The sequence below is a fragment of the Stenotrophomonas sp. STEN014 genome (genome assembly GCF_056760315.1).
The window spans coordinates 26,685-43,049 of sequence record NZ_JBRREN010000011.1 but is presented as its reverse complement, the minus strand read 5'-3'; the positions used below and the strand labels follow the sequence as shown (position 1 = coordinate 43,049).

The 16,365-nt window shown below is 65.2% G+C and carries 11 protein-coding genes; 8 read left to right on the top strand and 3 right to left on the bottom strand.

Annotation, left to right across the window (positions count from 1 at the left end; genetic code table 11):
* Positions 1-29: 29 nt before the first annotated feature.
* Entirely contained in the window at positions 30-4,286 is a 4,257-nt protein-coding gene (locus ACVOMC_RS14060) for an autotransporter family protein (RefSeq protein WP_481524445.1), read from the bottom strand.
* 474 nt (positions 4,287-4,760) lie between these two features.
* Here ACVOMC_RS14060 and ACVOMC_RS14055 point away from each other — a divergent pair, with 474 nt between their 5' ends.
* From ACVOMC_RS14055 to ACVOMC_RS14025, 7 genes are all read left to right on the top strand, one after another.
* Complete coding sequence (locus ACVOMC_RS14055; RefSeq protein ID WP_481524444.1) at positions 4,761-6,164, top strand: DcaP family trimeric outer membrane transporter; 1,404 nt, start codon at positions 4,761-4,763, stop codon at positions 6,162-6,164.
* Between the two features lie 60 nt (positions 6,165-6,224).
* Entirely contained in the window at positions 6,225-7,556 is a 1,332-nt protein-coding gene (gene adiC / locus ACVOMC_RS14050) for an arginine/agmatine antiporter (RefSeq protein ID WP_481524443.1), read from the top strand.
* A 42-nt stretch (positions 7,557-7,598) separates the two neighbouring features.
* Positions 7,599-9,887, top strand: coding sequence for an Orn/Lys/Arg family decarboxylase (locus ACVOMC_RS14045; protein WP_481524442.1), 2,289 nt, complete (start codon positions 7,599-7,601; stop codon positions 9,885-9,887).
* Positions 9,888-9,917: 30 nt separating this feature from the next.
* Positions 9,918-10,820 (top strand): cation diffusion facilitator family transporter, encoded by a 903-nt coding sequence (locus ACVOMC_RS14040; protein ID WP_481524441.1) that lies wholly within the window; start codon positions 9,918-9,920, stop codon positions 10,818-10,820.
* Between the two features lie 75 nt (positions 10,821-10,895).
* Positions 10,896-11,270: a BlaI/MecI/CopY family transcriptional regulator gene (locus ACVOMC_RS14035; protein WP_481524440.1), complete on the top strand. Its 375-nt coding sequence runs from the start codon at positions 10,896-10,898 to the stop codon at positions 11,268-11,270.
* Positions 11,257-12,837, top strand: a complete 1,581-nt coding sequence (locus ACVOMC_RS14030) for a TonB family protein (protein WP_481524439.1) — start codon at positions 11,257-11,259, stop codon at positions 12,835-12,837. Before ACVOMC_RS14035 ends, ACVOMC_RS14030 begins: the two co-directional genes overlap by 14 nt.
* Positions 12,838-12,848: 11 nt before the next feature.
* A complete protein-coding gene (locus ACVOMC_RS14025; protein WP_481524438.1) occupies positions 12,849-13,409 on the top strand; it encodes a hypothetical protein in 561 nt (186 codons plus the stop codon).
* Between the two features lie 83 nt (positions 13,410-13,492).
* On the opposite strand, the gene ACVOMC_RS14020 is transcribed toward ACVOMC_RS14025, so the two are convergent.
* Positions 13,493-14,314, bottom strand: coding sequence for a S1/P1 nuclease (locus ACVOMC_RS14020; protein ID WP_481524437.1), 822 nt, complete (start codon positions 14,312-14,314; stop codon positions 13,493-13,495).
* 111 nt (positions 14,315-14,425) lie between these two features.
* Positions 14,426-15,070, bottom strand: coding sequence for an OmpW/AlkL family protein (locus ACVOMC_RS14015; protein ID WP_054657438.1), 645 nt, complete (start codon positions 15,068-15,070; stop codon positions 14,426-14,428).
* 209 nt (positions 15,071-15,279) lie between these two features.
* Here ACVOMC_RS14015 and gap point away from each other — a divergent pair, with 209 nt between their 5' ends.
* A complete protein-coding gene (gap, locus tag ACVOMC_RS14010; RefSeq protein WP_057505643.1) occupies positions 15,280-16,281 on the top strand; it encodes a type I glyceraldehyde-3-phosphate dehydrogenase in 1,002 nt (333 codons plus the stop codon).
* Positions 16,282-16,365 lie beyond the last annotated feature (84 nt).

Here is a 16,365-nt window from a genome sequence, read left to right as displayed (position 1 = left end):
CCAGTGCCGTCGATGGCCAATGCGGGTTTTCAAAAGCGCCACTGCAGGCTCAGCACGCCGCGGTGCTCGCGGTTGCCGCTGGCGAACTGGCCGCTGTAGCCCAGGCCCAGGGTGGTGGACGGGGTAATCTGCAGATCGGCGCCCAGTTCGACTATCGCGGCATCGCGGGCCAACGGAACGCTGGCCACGGTAAACGCCTGGCCGCCCGCAAAGGCCAGGGTCCGGGATGCGCGCCCCTCACCAAACGCATGCTGCCAGCCGAGGGTTGCCTTCAGCAGCCCCCTGGTTTGCCCGAGCACCCCTTCGGTCTGTCCACGCAGGCCCAGGGCGCTGCTGCTCTGCGTGTCGTGCGTGCGTTGCCCGGTCAATGCCGCCGAGCCGCCCGCTTCGGTGAAGCCGGATGTACGCACTTCGCTCCAGCCCAGCCCGGCAAACGGGGCGATGGAGCTGCGCGGCGAAAGGGCAATGACGTAGCCCAGTTCGATGAACAGCTCGGTGGTGTGGCCGCCATAGCCGGCCGTGAGTCGCTGCGGCGCATCGGCCACGGGGGTATGACGACGGGTGTCGATGTTGTGCCGGGTGTGGATCGCGCCGCCCAGCAGAGCGAGCGCGCCGCTGCCGGCCTGGAACGACCTTCCGCCGAACAGCGCCCCGCTGTAACTGCGGATATCGGCCTCGGACTGGCGGTCATCGATGCCGATATCCACGTCGCTGTAGCCCAGTGCGCCGCCAATATGCCAGTCATCGCCGACGGCCCGGTCGCTGCCGAGGACCAGACCGTGGCGGTGTTGCACCAGCTCGGCGGCGTTGCCGTCACCGCGCAGGGTCTGCCAGTTGCCTGTCAGCTCGGTCCACACCGGGGCCGGGTCCGGATTCGCCAGGCGGCCACGCAGGTGCGCCACCGGCCGTTCGCGCATGCCGCTGCCGGAGGCGAGCAGGCCGGCAGCGAGGCTGGCATGCAGTTCGCCGGAAAGATTGTCGAACACGGCCGGTGGCGCGCCGTCGGGCAAGGTCAGGATGTACTGGTGCAACGGGTCGTCCATGGGCAGGCTGTCCAGACCGGCGGCGCTCGCGCGCTGGTTGGAGGTCACCGCCGCATCGACAAACGCGCCGCCGCTCTGTTTGCGTTCAAGTTGCAGGATCACATCCTGCGCGCCGTAGCGCAGGGTGGGATCGAGAAAGGCGAAGTCGGAGCTGACCGTGTCGAACTGGCCGAGCAGCGCGTTGGCGGTCAGGATCGTGTATTGGCGGTTGGTCGCAAAGTCGCCATCGGGGCCGACGTGCACCACCGCACCGGCCAGCGTGGCGGTGCCGGTCACCGCGATACGGTCGCTGGTCACCGAAGCCGGGTCGGCCTCCACGCGGTAGGTCGACCCGGATTGGAACATGAGGTCGCCGGCAACCCGCAGCGTGCCGATGCCATCGCCGGGTGCGATGCCGGCTCCGCGTTGCACGGTGGTTGTCCCCACTGTCCCGGTGCCTTGCAAGGTGGCGCCACTGGCGACGGTCAACGTGCCACCCAGCCAGCCATCGCTTGCGATGGCCAAGGTGCCACTTTGCAGCTGTGTCTGCCCGCTGAAGCTACGGCTGTCGCCGGACAGGTTCAGCAGTCCTGCCCCGGTCTTGGCGAAAACACCGCTGCCGGCAAGTACGCCCGCGTAGGCGCCATCGGCGGTCTGGTCGAACTGCAGGGTGCCGGCCGCGTCGATCTGCACCGCGCCGGAAAACCGTCCGCCGGCACTGATCAGACGGCCGCTTTCGATGTGCCAGTTCTGGTCGCTGCTGCTGTCCAGCGACAAGGTCCCGCTGCCGCGTTTGACCAGGCTGCCACCACCGGCGAACTGGCGGTTCCAGACGCCGTCGGCAGCCTGGTCGAACACCACCACGCCATTGTTGAGCAGGTTGCCGCGGATCGTATCGGTGTCGCCGATCAGCGTGCCGGCCTCGACCCGGGTGTTGCCGTATCGGTTGCTGCCGCTGAGCACCAACGTGCCGGCGCCGAGCTTGCGCAGGTCACCGCTTCCGGTGATGGGGCCACCGAGGCCCAGCCGGGTACCGGCAACCACGTCGATGCCGCCGCTCTGGGCGAGTGTGATGGCACGGGTGCTATCGAAACTGGCGATGCTGGCAAGTGTGCCGCCATTTAGCGTCAGCCCGCCTGCCGCGGCACCCAGGTTGGTATCGCTGCGTACCGCCAGCACGCCGCCGCGGACCTCGCTGCCGCCGCTGTAGCGGTTGCTGCCGGTGAGCAGCAAGGTGCCGAAGTCGGTCTTCACCAGCGTGCTGGCGCCGCTCAGGTCCGAGGCGATGGTGCCGACCATGCCGGTGCGTGCCGCCGAGCTGTCGCCGACGCGGATGATGCTTTCGGTACCGCCCTGCAGCACCAGCTCGCCGCCGACGAGGGAATAGCCGTCGGTGGCGAGCTGCAGCCCGGTGATGCCGATCTGCCCCTGTGTGTTGTCCACCGTGACGCTGCCGCCGCGGCCCTGGAACACGGCAAAGTTCGGGTTGGGCAGGAACGGACCGTTGACCGCACCAGTGACCGTGGTCCAGTTGCCGTCGTTGGCATCCCAGCGTCCACCGCCGCCATCGACCACCCCGTTGTTATGCAGCCCGGCATTGCCACCGTCCCAGAAGTTGAGCGTGTCGCCAGCGGTATAGACAAGGTTGACCTGGCCGCTGCCGGTCTGGAGCAGGAGGTCGGTAGCCGACACGCCGCTGGGCGTGGCGCCGATATCCAGGGTGTTGTCGGTCAGCGTGCCGGCATAGTCGAACAGACGGTAGATGCCCTGGCCGAAGCCCCCCTGGCTGTTGACGTTGAGGGTGCCGTCCAGGGTCAGCGCGCCGTCGACGTCGAACAGCGGTGGGGTATCGGCGCCGCCGAGCGCGGCGTTGATCGTGGAGTTGGCGCCCAGCGTCAGATCACTGCCAAATCTGAGCGTCTGGCCCTGGATACCCTCCAGCTTCCCGCCGTCGCTGAAGCCGGTGGCGCCGGTAACGGTACCCGCTCCCGCCAGCGTGCCGCTCCGCTCCACGGTGACCGGGCCGGAGAAGGTGCCATCCACCTGCAGCCGGCCACCGGTGACGATCGCCGAACCACCGAGCTGGTCGGCAATCTGCAGACTGCCGCCGGAAACGGTCGTGGTACCGCTGAAAGCGGAGCTGTCCGCGCTCAGTCCAGTGACCCCTGCGTAGTGGTTGAGCGCGTGGATACCTGCCGCCACGCTGCGCAAGGCGGGGTCAAACCGATAGGCGCTGTCGGTGTGGTTGAAGGCCAGCGTGCCGGTGCCCTCGCCAAACACGAGTTCGGCGGCAGTGAGCTTTCCCGCCACGCTGGCATCCATCGGACTGGTCGATGCCGCACCGAGATTGAGGGTGCCGCGGGCGCCGGCAAGCGCTCCCAGCACCGCAGTCGAGACCAGCGCACTGCCGCGTTCGGTCAGGGTCAGAATGCCGCTGCCCCCTTGCCCGACGACGAGGTTGCCGGTATTGGCCCAGATCGAGCCGCTGCCGGAGACAGTCACCGTGCCGGCTCCCGTAGCGAAGGCGCCGATATAGCTTGCACCTCCGTAGACATTGCCGCCGTTCAGGACAGCGACCGTACCCGCGCCCGAGTAACCGACCAGCAGGTCGACCGTGTTGGTCCAGCGCGAGCCGCTGCCTGTGACAGTGACACTCCCCGTGCCACCCTCGATGGAGCCGACATAGCCGTAGCGATTGTCCACTGCGCCGCCGTTCTCCACCGAAAGCCTGCCGGTGCCTTCAACGCCGATCTCCAGGTCGCTGTCGTTGACCCATGACGAGCCTGTGCCGAAAACCAGCACGCTGCCTGCGCTGCCGGCGAAATCGCCGACATACCCGGTACGGCTGTTCACGTGGCCACCGTCTTCGATCCGCAGGCGACCGGTGCCCTCGTAGCCCACATAGACATCGCTGACATCGGTCCACGTCGAGCCGGTACCGGTGACGATGACGGTCCCGTTGCTGCCGGTGCGATAGCCGAGGAAGCCCACGGTGTCGGTAACCGAGCCGCCACCGGCGATGGTCAGGGTGCCGGTTCCGGTCTGCCCGACATACAGCCGGGCCCGGATATTCCAGTTTCCCGATGGCGGCGTCGGAACAGCCGGGGAAATGTCGCCGGTTCCCGTCACCGATTGCGCATCGGCAGCTCCCGGATTGAAGCCTGCCGCAACCACGCTTGCCAGCGCGGTGACCGAGCGCAGCAGCGGCCAGATCGCTTCATATCGGCTCCGGGCCTGTCCCCCTTCCGATTCACGCTTGGACATATCCACCTCGATTGATGGCCGGGTGGCCCCAGGCTCAGGCTCCGCCCGATCCATCCTCCCGCCCGGCCCGTATGTGCGATGTGTAGCGATTACGCAACGCATCCGGATGCGGCGGGGAATGTGCGGAGGCCGGCGCCCGCGGGGAAGGCGCAGGCATGATCCGCATCCGACCGGTGATCTGGCGCAACCGCAGATCGCCCGCGGGGTCCGTGTCCGACTGCCTGCCGTTGGCGGATGCTGGCGCGGTACAACCGGGCCGCAACCGGGCCGCAACCGGGCCGCAACCGGCCCATGCACGCAGTCATCAAGATGATGGCGCCCGCGCAGTAACGGTGTTTCACGAAGCCATCATGCGTGCGGCGTATCAATAGCCCCGCGCATTGGCATGGTGATGCCGCTTCCTTGTGATCGGGCGTGTTGCGTCTGCGGCATGCGATGTGCAGCTTTTTCTGCATGGTGCACCAGGATCCGATGATGAAGCGGAACCCATTGCTCGCGGGAATCGTTCTGGCAGGCTGCCTCCCGGCGGCCCACGGGCAGGATACCGTCCAGGGATTGAGGGCCGAGATCGAACACGTACAGCGCACGCTTCAGGCCCTGAATGAGCGTCTGGCGGTACTGGAGAAAAACGACAGCCAACGCACAGCCTCACCTGAGCGCGAACAAGTGGTGCAGGCTCCCGCGCAACAGGTCGCAGACCCCGGGACGGTGGAACGCAGCCCCCTGCCGATGCGCGAATCGGTTTCCGATCCGTCGGCGGCGGCATCCCGCTACGACAACGCGATGTCGCCCACCGAGCCGGACCTGGGCGGCTTCATTCCTATCCCGGGTACCCGGACCCTGTTCCGGCTGGGCGGCTATGCCAAGCTCGATGCGATTGCCGACGCGCGCAATGCCGGCGATGAGAACCAGTTCGTGACTTCCACGATTCCCGTGGGCACCGATCGTCACGACACCTCCCGTTTCAATCTGCATGCGCGGCAGACGCGTTTCAGCTTCGAGGCGCGGCGCCCGACCACCAGCGGAAATCTCCGCTTCTATCTGGAGAACGATTTTTTCGGCAGCGCCGAGGGCTATGAATTCCGGCTGCGCCACGCCTACGGACAGCTGGGCAACACCTATGCGGGCTACGGCTATTCCAGTTTCATGGATGCCGACGCGTTGCCGGACACGCTGGACTTCGAGGGCCCGGGCGGCGCCGCGTACCTGCTGGTGGCCGGCGTGCACCACAGCTTCTCGCTGGGCAAGGGAAACACGCTGACGGTGGCGGCCGAAGATCCCGATGGCCAGCTGACCCCGGCGCACGCGGACGCCAGCATTTCCAACCGCTTTCCCGATGTCAGCATCGCCGCGCGGATGGAGCGCGACTGGGGCCATCTGCAGCTGGCGGCCCTGGGGCGCGGACTGGGCTATCGCCACGACAGCGGAAAGGATGACGTGTTCGGCGCTGGGCTGTCGTTCTCCGGTTCGCTGTCGTTGCCCGGGCAGGATCTGCTGCTGTTCGGCGCGGTGGCGGGCAGCGGCATCAGCCGCTATGTGGCCGACATCAGCGGCTCGGATCTGGATGGCGTTGTCGATGCGGACGGGCGTCTGCAGGCGCTTGGCGTGCATGGCGGCTATGTCGCCTACACGCACTACTGGTCCTCGCTGTGGCGATCGAACCTGGTCTACGGCGATCTGCGTCTGGAGCGTGATCCCGGACTTTCCAGCACCGCGTTCCGGCGCAGCCAGTACGGCGCCTTCAACCTGATCTGGAGCCCGGCGCCCTCGTGGATCATGGGCATGGAGCTGCTTTACGGGCGGTTGCAGCAGCAGGACGGCGCCCGCGCCGATGCGCTGCGGCTGCAGGGAAGCCTGCAATACAACTTCATCAAATAGAGCCACTTCCCCCTTGTTGCCTCGGCTGCGGGGCGACATCCACCCAGAAGGAGTGTCGTCATGGCAACAGGAAAGAAGATCGGTGTCGTCGGGGCCACCTTCCTGGTCGCCGGCAACATGATGGGGTCGGGCGTGTTCCTGCTTCCGTCCAGTCTGGCGAAGATCGGTACCGCCTCCATCTGGGGCTGGCTGGTGACCACGGCCGGTGCGCTGCTGCTGGCGTTCGTGTTCGCCAAGCTCGGCAATATGGCACCGCAGGCCGGTGGCCCCTATGCCTATGCGCGTGACTGGTTCGGCCCATACATGGGTTTCCAGACCAACACCATCTACTGGTTCGCCAACTGGATCGGCAATGTCGCCATCCCGATCGCGGCGGTGGGCTATTTCAGCTACTTCTTTCCGATCCTGTCCGATCCGGTGGTGCGCTGCATCGCGGTGCTGATCCTGGTGTGGGGGTTGAGCTACGCCAATGTCATCGGCCCGCAGTTCGTCACCCGGCTGCAGACCGTCACCACCAGCTTCGCGCTGGTTCCGATCCTGGGCATCGCGATCTTCGGCTGGTTCTTCTTCGACATGGAGATTTTCAAAGGCGCCTACAACGTCTCGGGAAAATCCAACTTCGGTGCTGTCTCCAGTGCCGCAGCACTGACGCTGTGGGCGTTCATCGGGGTGGAGTCCGCCTCGGTCACGGCCGGCGTGGTCGAGAATCCGGAGAAGAACGTGGCGCGGGCAACACTGGCCGGCGTTTTTCTCGCTGCGGTCGCCTACATCGCCAGTTCCTCGGTGATCATGGGCATGGTTCCCAATGCCGAGCTGCAGACCTCCGATGCTCCGTTCGCCCTGGCTGCGGCCAAGGCGGTGGGTGGCTGGGGCGGCGGGGTGGTGAGCCTGTGCGCATTCCTCGGCGCGGCCGGCTCGCTGGGGGGCTGGATCCTGCTGACCGCGCAAAGTGCCAAGGCCGCGGCCGATGACGGCCTGTTCCCGTCCATCTTCCGGCGTACCAACGACCAGGATGTGCCGGTCAAGGGGATCCTCGTGGTCGCGCTGCTGATGACCAGTGCGGTGCTGCTGACCTCGACCTCGGAGACCGCATCGGCGCAGTTCGATGTCATCACCTCCGCGGCCGTGGTGCTGACGCTGCTGCCGTATATCTATTCCTGCGTGGCCTGCTATTTCGTGGTCGAGCGGTCGCACACCATCGTCCACACCGGCGCGTTCTGGACGCTGACCAGCGTGACCGTGGTGTATTGCCTGTGGGCGATCTACGGATCGGCGGGGAACATCGTCCAGTACGCCTTCCTGTTCGTGCTGTTCATCACCGTGTTCTATCCGTTCTTCAGCGAACAGCGCCGGCAGCAGCGCAACGAGATGCTGCCTCCGGCAGGCAAGTGACGTTCCTCCCCCGGCTTCATTTTCCCGATGCAGGAGACAGCCATGTACTTCAAGTCGTTGGACTATCCCATCGTCGTCATCGATGACGATTACGAGTCGCCGCGGATTGGCGGGATCCTGATCCGGGAGCTGGTCGATGAACTGCGCAAGACGGACCAGCGCGTGCTGACAGGCTTGACCCTGGCCGATGCCCAGGCCGGCGCGAGAACCTATATCGCCGCATCGGCGGTGCTCATTTCCATCGACGGGACCGAAGATACGCCCGACCAGTTCCAGCGGCTGGAGACGTTCCTGCATGAACAGAGCGCGCGACGGAAGGGCCTGCCGGTGTTCCTCTATGGCGAACGGCGGACCATCGAGAAGGTGCCCAGCAAACTGCTCCGGCACATCCACGGTTACGTGTTCCTGTTCGAGGACACCAAGAATTTCATCGCCAGGCAGGTGATGCGCGCGGCCGAATCCTACATGGACAAGCTGCTGCCGCCGTTCTTCAAGGCACTGATCCACCATGCGGCCGAGAGCAGCTATTCGTGGCATACCCCGGGCCATGCCGGTGGCGTGGCCTTCACCAAGTCTCCCGTGGGCCGCGCGTTCCACCAGTTCTACGGTGAGAACACGTTGCGCAGCGATCTTTCCATCTCCGTGCCCGAGCTGGGATCGCTGCTGGACCATACCGGTCCGATCAAGGACGCCGAAGCCGAGGCGGCCAGGAACTTTGGCGCCGATCACACCTTCTTCGTCACCAATGGCACCTCGACCGCCAACAAGATCGTCTGGCATGGCACCGTGGCCCGCGGCGATATCGTGTTCGTCGATCGCAACTGCCACAAATCGCTGCTGCATTCGCTGGTGATGACCGGCGGCATTCCGGTGTATTTCCGTCCCAGCCGCAACGCGCACGGCATCATCGGTCCGATCGGTCTGGACCAGTTCGACAAGGCGATCATGGCGGCGGCGATCGATGCCAATCCCGTGGCCCGGGCCGCCTGGAAAAAGGGCATCAAGCCGCGGATCGCGGTGGTGACGAATTCCACCTATGACGGGCTGTGCTACAACGCCGAGCGCATCGCCCTGGCCATCGGCAGCACGGTGGAGTTCCTGCACTTCGACGAGGCCTGGTATGCCTATGCCGCCTTCCATCCGTTCTATGAGAACCACTACGGCATGGCCAAGGGAAAGGCGCGCGAGCAGGACGCGATCATCTTCACCACCCATTCCACGCACAAGCTGCTGGCCGCGTTCTCGCAGGCATCGATGATCCATGTACGCAACTCGGCCAATCGCGATCTGGATGTGGCCAGGTTCAATGAATCTTTCATGATGCACACCAGTACCAGCCCGCACTACGGCATCATCGCCTCCTGCGATGTGGCGTCGCGGATGATGACCGGTTCGGCCGGCCAGTCGCTCGTGCAGGAGATGCACGATGAGGCCATCGCGTTCCGCCATGCGATGTTGCACGTGCAGCAGGATCTGGGCCATGACACGTGGTGGTTCAAGGTGTGGCAGCCCGCCGCGGTGGAACGCGCATTGGCGAAGGAGCAGGGCCCAGCACCGGAGATCGCCGGGCGTTCGCAGTGGTATCTGCAGAAGGGCGAGCACTGGCATGGCTTCGAGGGGCTGGTCGACGACTATGTGCTGATCGATCCGATCAAGGTCACGCTGCTCACCCCGGGGCTGGCGATGGACGGCCATATGGAGCGGAACGGCATTCCTGCCGCAGTTCTCAGCCGGTTCCTGTGGACGCGCGGTATCACCGTGGAGAAGACCAACCTCTACTCGGTGCTGTTCCTGTTCTCGATGGGTGTGACCAAGGGCAAGTGGAGCACGCTGGTCACCGAGCTGATGGCCTTCAAGCAGCTCTATGACAGCAACGCCCCGTTGTCGCAGGCCCTGCCGACGCTGGCCGCGGCGTATCCGCACGCCTATGCGGGCTGGGGATTGCGGGACCTGTGCCAGGCCCTGCACGCGTTCAATGCCGAGTTCGAAGTCGCCAGGGTGATGAAGGAGATGTACGTGGAACTCCCCGAGCCGGTGATGACACCGGCCGAGGCCTACGACCATCTGGTGCGGGGTGATATCGAGCGGGTCGATATCGAGGAGGTGAGCGGACGGGTGGCCGGCACCATGCTGGTTCCCTATCCCCCGGGCATCCCCACGATCATGCCCGGTGAGCGGTTTGGCCGGGCCAATGATCCGATCATCCAGTCCCTGCGGATCGCCCGCGAGCAGAACGTCCGCTTCCCGGGATTCGAGTCCGATGTCCACGGGCTGATCATCGAGCGTGAAGACGGCATCGCCACCTATAAAGTAGAAGTATTGAAGGGCTGAAACCGGCCAGCCCCGCCGTCATGGACGCCCATGGACACAAGCCAAGAGCAGCGCATTCTGAAATTGTCCATTGGCGTGACGGTCGGGGTCAGTGCCTCCGGCTTCTTCGGTGGCCTGCTCGCCGGCTCGCAGGCGGTGCTGTTCGATGGCGTCTACAGCCTGGTGGACGTCGCGCTGACCCTGGTGGCGCTGTCGGTGCTGCGGCTGGTCGCGCGCGAGGGCAGCTCCCGTTTCCAGTACGGCTACTGGCACCTGGAGCCGATGGTCGAGGCGATGGGCGGGGCGATCCTGTCGCTGGCCTGCATCTACGCGCTGGCCAACGCGGTGATCGGCCTGACCACCGGCGGGCATGAGGTCAAGCTGGGCATCGCCCTGTTCTGGTCGGCGCTGCTGAGCGTGGTGAATCTGGTGATGTCCCTCTACGTAAGCGCCAAGGCCCGGCAGCTGCAGTCGGCCTTGCTGAGCCTGGATGCACGGGCCTGGTTCCTGAGCGGCATGATGAGCCTGGCGGTGCTGGGCGCATTCCTGCTCGCCACGCTGCTCAGTGGCGGTGACCGGCAGTGGCTGGTTCCGTACCTGGATTCGCTGGTGCTGGCCGGCATCTGCCTGGCGGTGTTGCCGCTGCCGTTGCACACGACCTGGAAGGCGATGCGCGAGGTGTTGCAGGTGGCGCCGCCGGAGCTGGATGAGCGGGTCAGGCAGGTGATGGAGGCCTTTGTCGCCGAGCATGGCTTCTCCGGCTTCAGCAGCCATGTGGCCAAGATGGGACGCATGCAGTTCGTCGAGATCCATATCCTCACCCGCCCGCAGTGGAGCTTCGGCTCGATCAGCGAAGTGGACCGGCTGCGCGACGAGATCGCCACCCGCCTGGGCGCCCGCGACGCCGGATTCTGGCTGACCATCGACTTCACCTCCGATCCGGGGTGGACCTAGCTTAGTGCCGGTGGCGTTGCGCTTGACAGGGATTTTGTTTACGCGTGTAATCGAAAAAAATTACAGGCGTAAACGATGATCCAGATCAGCGCGGCCGAGGCGGTGGTGATGGAGGTGCTGTGGGGACTGCATCCGCTGTCCGCAGACGAGGTGATTGCGCGACTGCCCGGCGGCAACGAATGGGCCGAGGCGACGGTCAAGACCCTGCTCAATCGTCTGCTCAACAAGGGCGCCATCGCCGCGCAGAAGGATGGCCGTCGTTATCTGTATTCGCCGCTGGTGCAACGCGACACCTGGGTGCTGGAGGAAAGCAGCAGCCTGATCGAACGCCTGTTCGATGGACGTGTTGCGCCGCTGGTAGCGCATTTCAGCCAGCATCGGCGATTGAGCCGCGACGACGTTGCCGAGCTGCGCAAACTGCTGGAGGACCTCGACGATGACCAGCGTTGATTTTCTGGCGGGATTGCTGGAAGGAGCCGTCGCCACCAGCGCGGCGATGGTAGTGGTACTGCTGTTGCGAGGGGCAGTTCGCAATTGGCTCGGTGCCAGTGCCGCGTATCTGATGTGGTTGATTGTGCCGGCAGCGTTGTTCGCGGTATGGCTGCCTGCGCCGCGATTGACGACGGTGCCAATGGCCGCGACCGACATGGCCGTGCAAGTGGGCCAGACCATTCCCGATGCCGCAGCGGCACTATCCGAAGGAGTGCCGGGCTGGTTGGCGCTGTGGCTGGCTGGTGCGCTGCTGATGGCGGTGTGGTTGCTGTGGCAGCAGCGTCACTTCATGCGTGGGCTGGGGGCGCTGACACAGCGCGACGATGGTCACTGGCAGGCGCAAACTGTCGCCGGGTTGCCGGCGATAGTCGGTGTGCTGAGGCCCCGGATTGTGGTGCCGGCCGACTTTGAGCAGCGTTACAACGCCGAGGAGCGCGAGCTGGTGATGCTGCATGAGCAGCTGCATCTGCGCCGTGGCGACCTCTGGGTGAATGCCGCCTTGGCACTGCTGCAATGCGTGTACTGGTTCAACCCGTTGCTCGGGCCAGCCGTGCGCCGGTGTCGGGAGGATCAGGAGCTTTCCTGCGATGAACGCGTCATCGCCCATACCGCAGGTGCACGTCGCAGTTATGGCAACGCCATGCTCAAGACCGGGCTGGCGCTGTCTCCGTTGCCGGTGGGGTGCCACTGGCAGAACCAGCATCCATTGAAGGAGCGTATTGCCATGTTGAAGCGTCCGGTACCGGGGAAGAAGCAGTGGTTGGCGATGGTGGTGTTGTCTGCAGGACTTTGCGGTGGCGTGGGCTACACCGCATGGGCGGCACAGCCCGGAACGGCGGCGATGACTGAGGCCGGCGCCGTCTACGCAACGCGGGTACAGGCCGATGCCGATGGAACGCAGCAGCAGTTCGAACTGCATCAGCCAGTAGGCAAGCCGTTCGCTTTCACGCTGGAGTCGGCCAACGGGGTGAAATGGGATGCCGAGTTCACTGTGGTGCCTGCGGAGGCTGGAAAGCTGCGCTTGCAGGGCACGCTGAAGGCCGATGGGGTGTTGGTGTCTTCGCCGGAACTGCTGGTGGCGGCAGGCAAGATGGCTGCTGTCGAAGTCACGACCCGTGGTGGCAGCTCGTTGCTGGCACTGAAGCTTCAAACCGACGAGGTTGGTGGCAGCTCGAGAGCCGCGTCGTCAGGAAAGATTTCGGTCGAGCCGGAAGCCGGAGAGAACGATCCGACGACCGATCGCATGACGCCACCGGTGTACCCCAAGGCTGCATTCGAGAACGGCGTCAGCGGCAAGGTGGTGCTGCGGATCGAGGTGGATGCGGAAGGGCAGCCCACAGATGTAAAGGTCGAAACCTCACAGCCGCAGGGGGTATTCGATACGGCCGCGGTGGAAGCCGCACGGCAGTGGAAATTCAACCCGGCGCAGAAAGATGGCCAGGCCGTTGCTGGCGCGGTGCGCGTACCGGTCTGGTTTGACCTGGATGAGAGCGCCACGCATACCGAAGAAAGCTCGGGGAGCTGATCGTGCGGCTCATGACGGGGGCATTGCTGTTGCTGCTGGCAGGCTGCGCCACGCGACCGGTGGCAGACGGGGAACTGGCCGGCAGCTACAACATCGGGCGGCAGCTGCTGGCACCCGAGCAGAGGAGCGGCGGCGCCGGAGCGATTGAGCCGTACGTGCTGGGCGCCACTGAAACGTTCCGTATGCCGGAGCCCCTGCAGGCGCCATCACCCAGCTTGCCGCCGGGCTATGAACGTCAGACCTTGCCACCCACCACGCTGTGCGTGCGGGTGATTGTGATGGCTGACGGGAGCGTCGAGCGTGCGGAGTCGCTGCTTGAGCACACCCGCTGCAGCGCCGGCGCGGTGCCCGAGCATGCGCCTCTGTTGCGGGCAACACTGGATGCCACGGCGAAGTGGGTGTTCCATCCTGCGGCGATCTGCCGCTTTGCGCCAGGTACGGCTGCGTTGGCGCCGGGCAACTGCGCCGGTGCTGCCGAGGTGGAGCCGGTACCGGTGACGCTGCTGTATGGCTTCACCTTCGAGGTGGAGCAGGGCCGGGTGCGTGTACGGAGAAGCAGCGATTTGAATTGATGGACGCCGTAAATGAAGAAGCCGCGGGCGGGAGCTCGCGGCTTCTTCAATATGATCGTTCAGATGACGTTCCAAAGGCGGCATCATTGCCCGTCGAGCAATGCGTTCAACAACGCGGCCAGACGTTCACCAGCCAGACGGACCTGTACCTCGGCAACCGGTCGCCAGGTCGCGGCATAGGCCTCGCCGATCTTGCGGCCGGGTGGATACAGTCCCGGACGGGTGGCGATATGGCAGGTCTGCTCGGCCCACTGGCCGGCATCACGCTGCAGCTGCGGTGCGCTGACGCCGGTCGGCGCCGGCAGTGCCTGCAGGCGTTGCAGGAACTGGTCATCATTCAACTGCAGGGCGTAGAACATGCCGCTGTCCCACACCGAATGCAGGTTGGTGCCGCGATCATTGAACTGCAGCTGGTAGCTGTTGCCACCGCGGTCGTGGCCGTAGCCGGCGTGCATGGGCTGATGGATGTCGCCGACCAGATGCACGACGAACTTCAGCGCCTGCAGGCGTGCTGCATCGGGCAGCTTGTGGTTGGCCAGCAGGGCGCTCTGTTGCTTCAGCGCCTCCACCACGCAGTTGCCATCCGGGCAATGCCGGGCGGCCTGGTAGGCGCAGCCGTCTTCGGCCATGTTGACGTAGTGCCAGTTGGCCGAGCGCTTGCCCAGATCGGGATCGTTGGCGCGCAGTTCGTCGGCCCACGGGGCGATGGCGGCCAGCGAGGGAACCGGTTCGCCGGCAAGCAGGCGGTCCACTTCGGCCCGGGCGGTCGGGCTCAGGCCGGTTTCGGCGACCCGGCCGACCAGCCGGTGGCCCTGTGCACCCCAGGCATATGCATCGGAAACCACCATGGTGTTGGCAAGAAGGGCGAGGCTGGCGGTGGCCAGCAGGGTCGGGAGATTCTTCATGGCCCGATTCTAACGTCTGCGCGAGGTGGTGCTGTTGCCACATCTGGCGACGCTGGAACAACAACGCCCCGGCCAGGGCCGGGGCGTTGCGATGATCCGGGAGGGGCAGGATCAGAACTTGAAGACGTAGGCCACGCCGTAGACCAGCGGATCGATCTTGGCGGTGCCCAGCTTGGCGCCATTGACCTTGACCTTGGTGTCGATGTCGGCCCAGCGCAGGTCCACGCGCAGTGCACCCTTGTCGCTGATGGCGTAGTCCAGGCCGGCATGGGCGGCCAGGCCCCAGGAATCCTCCAGTTTCAGCTTGGTGCCATCCAGTGCGCCCTTGCTGTCGGTGTCGAAGAACTTGGTGTAGTTCACGCCTAGGCCGACAAACGGGGTGACCTTGCTGCTGTTGGCGAAGTGGTACTGCAGCGAGACCACCGGCGGCAGATGCTTGGTCTCACCGACCTTGCCGACGCCATCGATGCTGACTTCATGCTTGAACGGCAGGGCGGCCAGCACCTCGATGCCCACGTTGTCGGCAACAAAGTATTCGAACGTGACGGTCGGCTTGATATCGCTGTCCACCTTGGTCGGCAGCGCGCCCAGGCCCAGCGCGGCACCGTTGAGGTCACCGGCGTCGGACGTGGGATCAACCGCGTGCACGCCGACGCCCAGCGTCCAATCGCCCTTGGACTGGGCCATGGCGGGCGCGGCGGCCAGGGCCATAGCCGCGGCGAGGCTGGAGAGCAGCAGGGCGGAGGTCTTGCGCATGTGTAATTCCATTGCTTGTTGGAGGTGGCGCCAGTGTCCGGATGCCGGCCGGGGAGCGCTTTGATCCTGATCAAACACGCGTTTGCACTCAGCTGGCGCTCATTTGCGGGGCACTGCTGCCGCACCGGAACCGGGACCGGCTACTGTTAGAATAACGGCCCCTTTCCACCCCCGCCGCAACGGGTTTGCGGCTGCAGGAGCTTGTGAACATGGCAATCAAGGTCGGCATCAACGGTTTCGGGCGCATCGGGCGCAATGTGCTGCGTTCGGCAGTGCTGAACTTCGGCGACGACATCGAGATCGTGGCCATCAACGATCTGCTGGAGCCGGACTATCTGGCCTACATGCTCAAGTACGATTCGGTGCACGGCCGCTTCAACGCAGATGTCGCCATCGAGGGTGGCCACCTGCTGGTCAACGGCAAGAAGATCCGCCTGACCCAGGAACGCGATCCGGCCAACCTGAAGTGGAACGAAGTGGACGTGGACGTGGTGATCGAATCCACCGGGCTGTTCCTGGACAAGGCCAGCGCGCAGAAGCACCTTGATGCCGGCGCCAAGAAGGTGCTGCTGTCGGCCCCGTCCAAGGACGACACGCCGATGTTCGTCTTCGGCGTCAACCACCAGACCTACGCCGGGCAGAGCATCATCTCCAACGCCTCGTGCACCACCAACTGCCTGGCCCCGCTGGCCAAGGTCATCAATGACAAGTGGGGCATCAAGCGCGGCCTGATGACCACCGTGCACGCCGCCACCGCCACCCAGAAGACCGTCGATGGTCCGTCCAACAAGGACTGGCGCGGCGGCCGCGGCATCTTGGAGAACATCATCCCGTCCTCCACCGGTGCGGCCAAGGCCGTGGGCGTGGTGATCCCGGAACTCAACAAGAAGCTGACCGGCATGAGCTTCCGCGTGCCCACCTCGGACGTGTCGGTGGTCGACCTGACCGTCGAGCTGGAGAAGGAAGCCACCTACGCCGAGATCTGCGCCGAAGTGAAGGCACAGAGCGAAGGCGCGCTGAAGGGCATCCTGGGTTACACCGAGGACAAGGTGGTGGCCACCGATTTCCGCGGCGAGACCCACACCTCGGTGTTCGATGCCGATGCCGGCATCGCGCTGGATACCACCTTCGTCAAGCTGGTGGCCTGGTACGACAACGAATGGGGCTACTCCAACAAGTGCCTGGAAATGGTGCGCGTGATCGCGGCCTGATCCGTACCGTGTTGGGCTGAGCAAAGGGCGCCTTCGGGCGCCCTTTGTTTTGGCTGCGCAACCGGAGCAGGCCGCGCGGAGCCC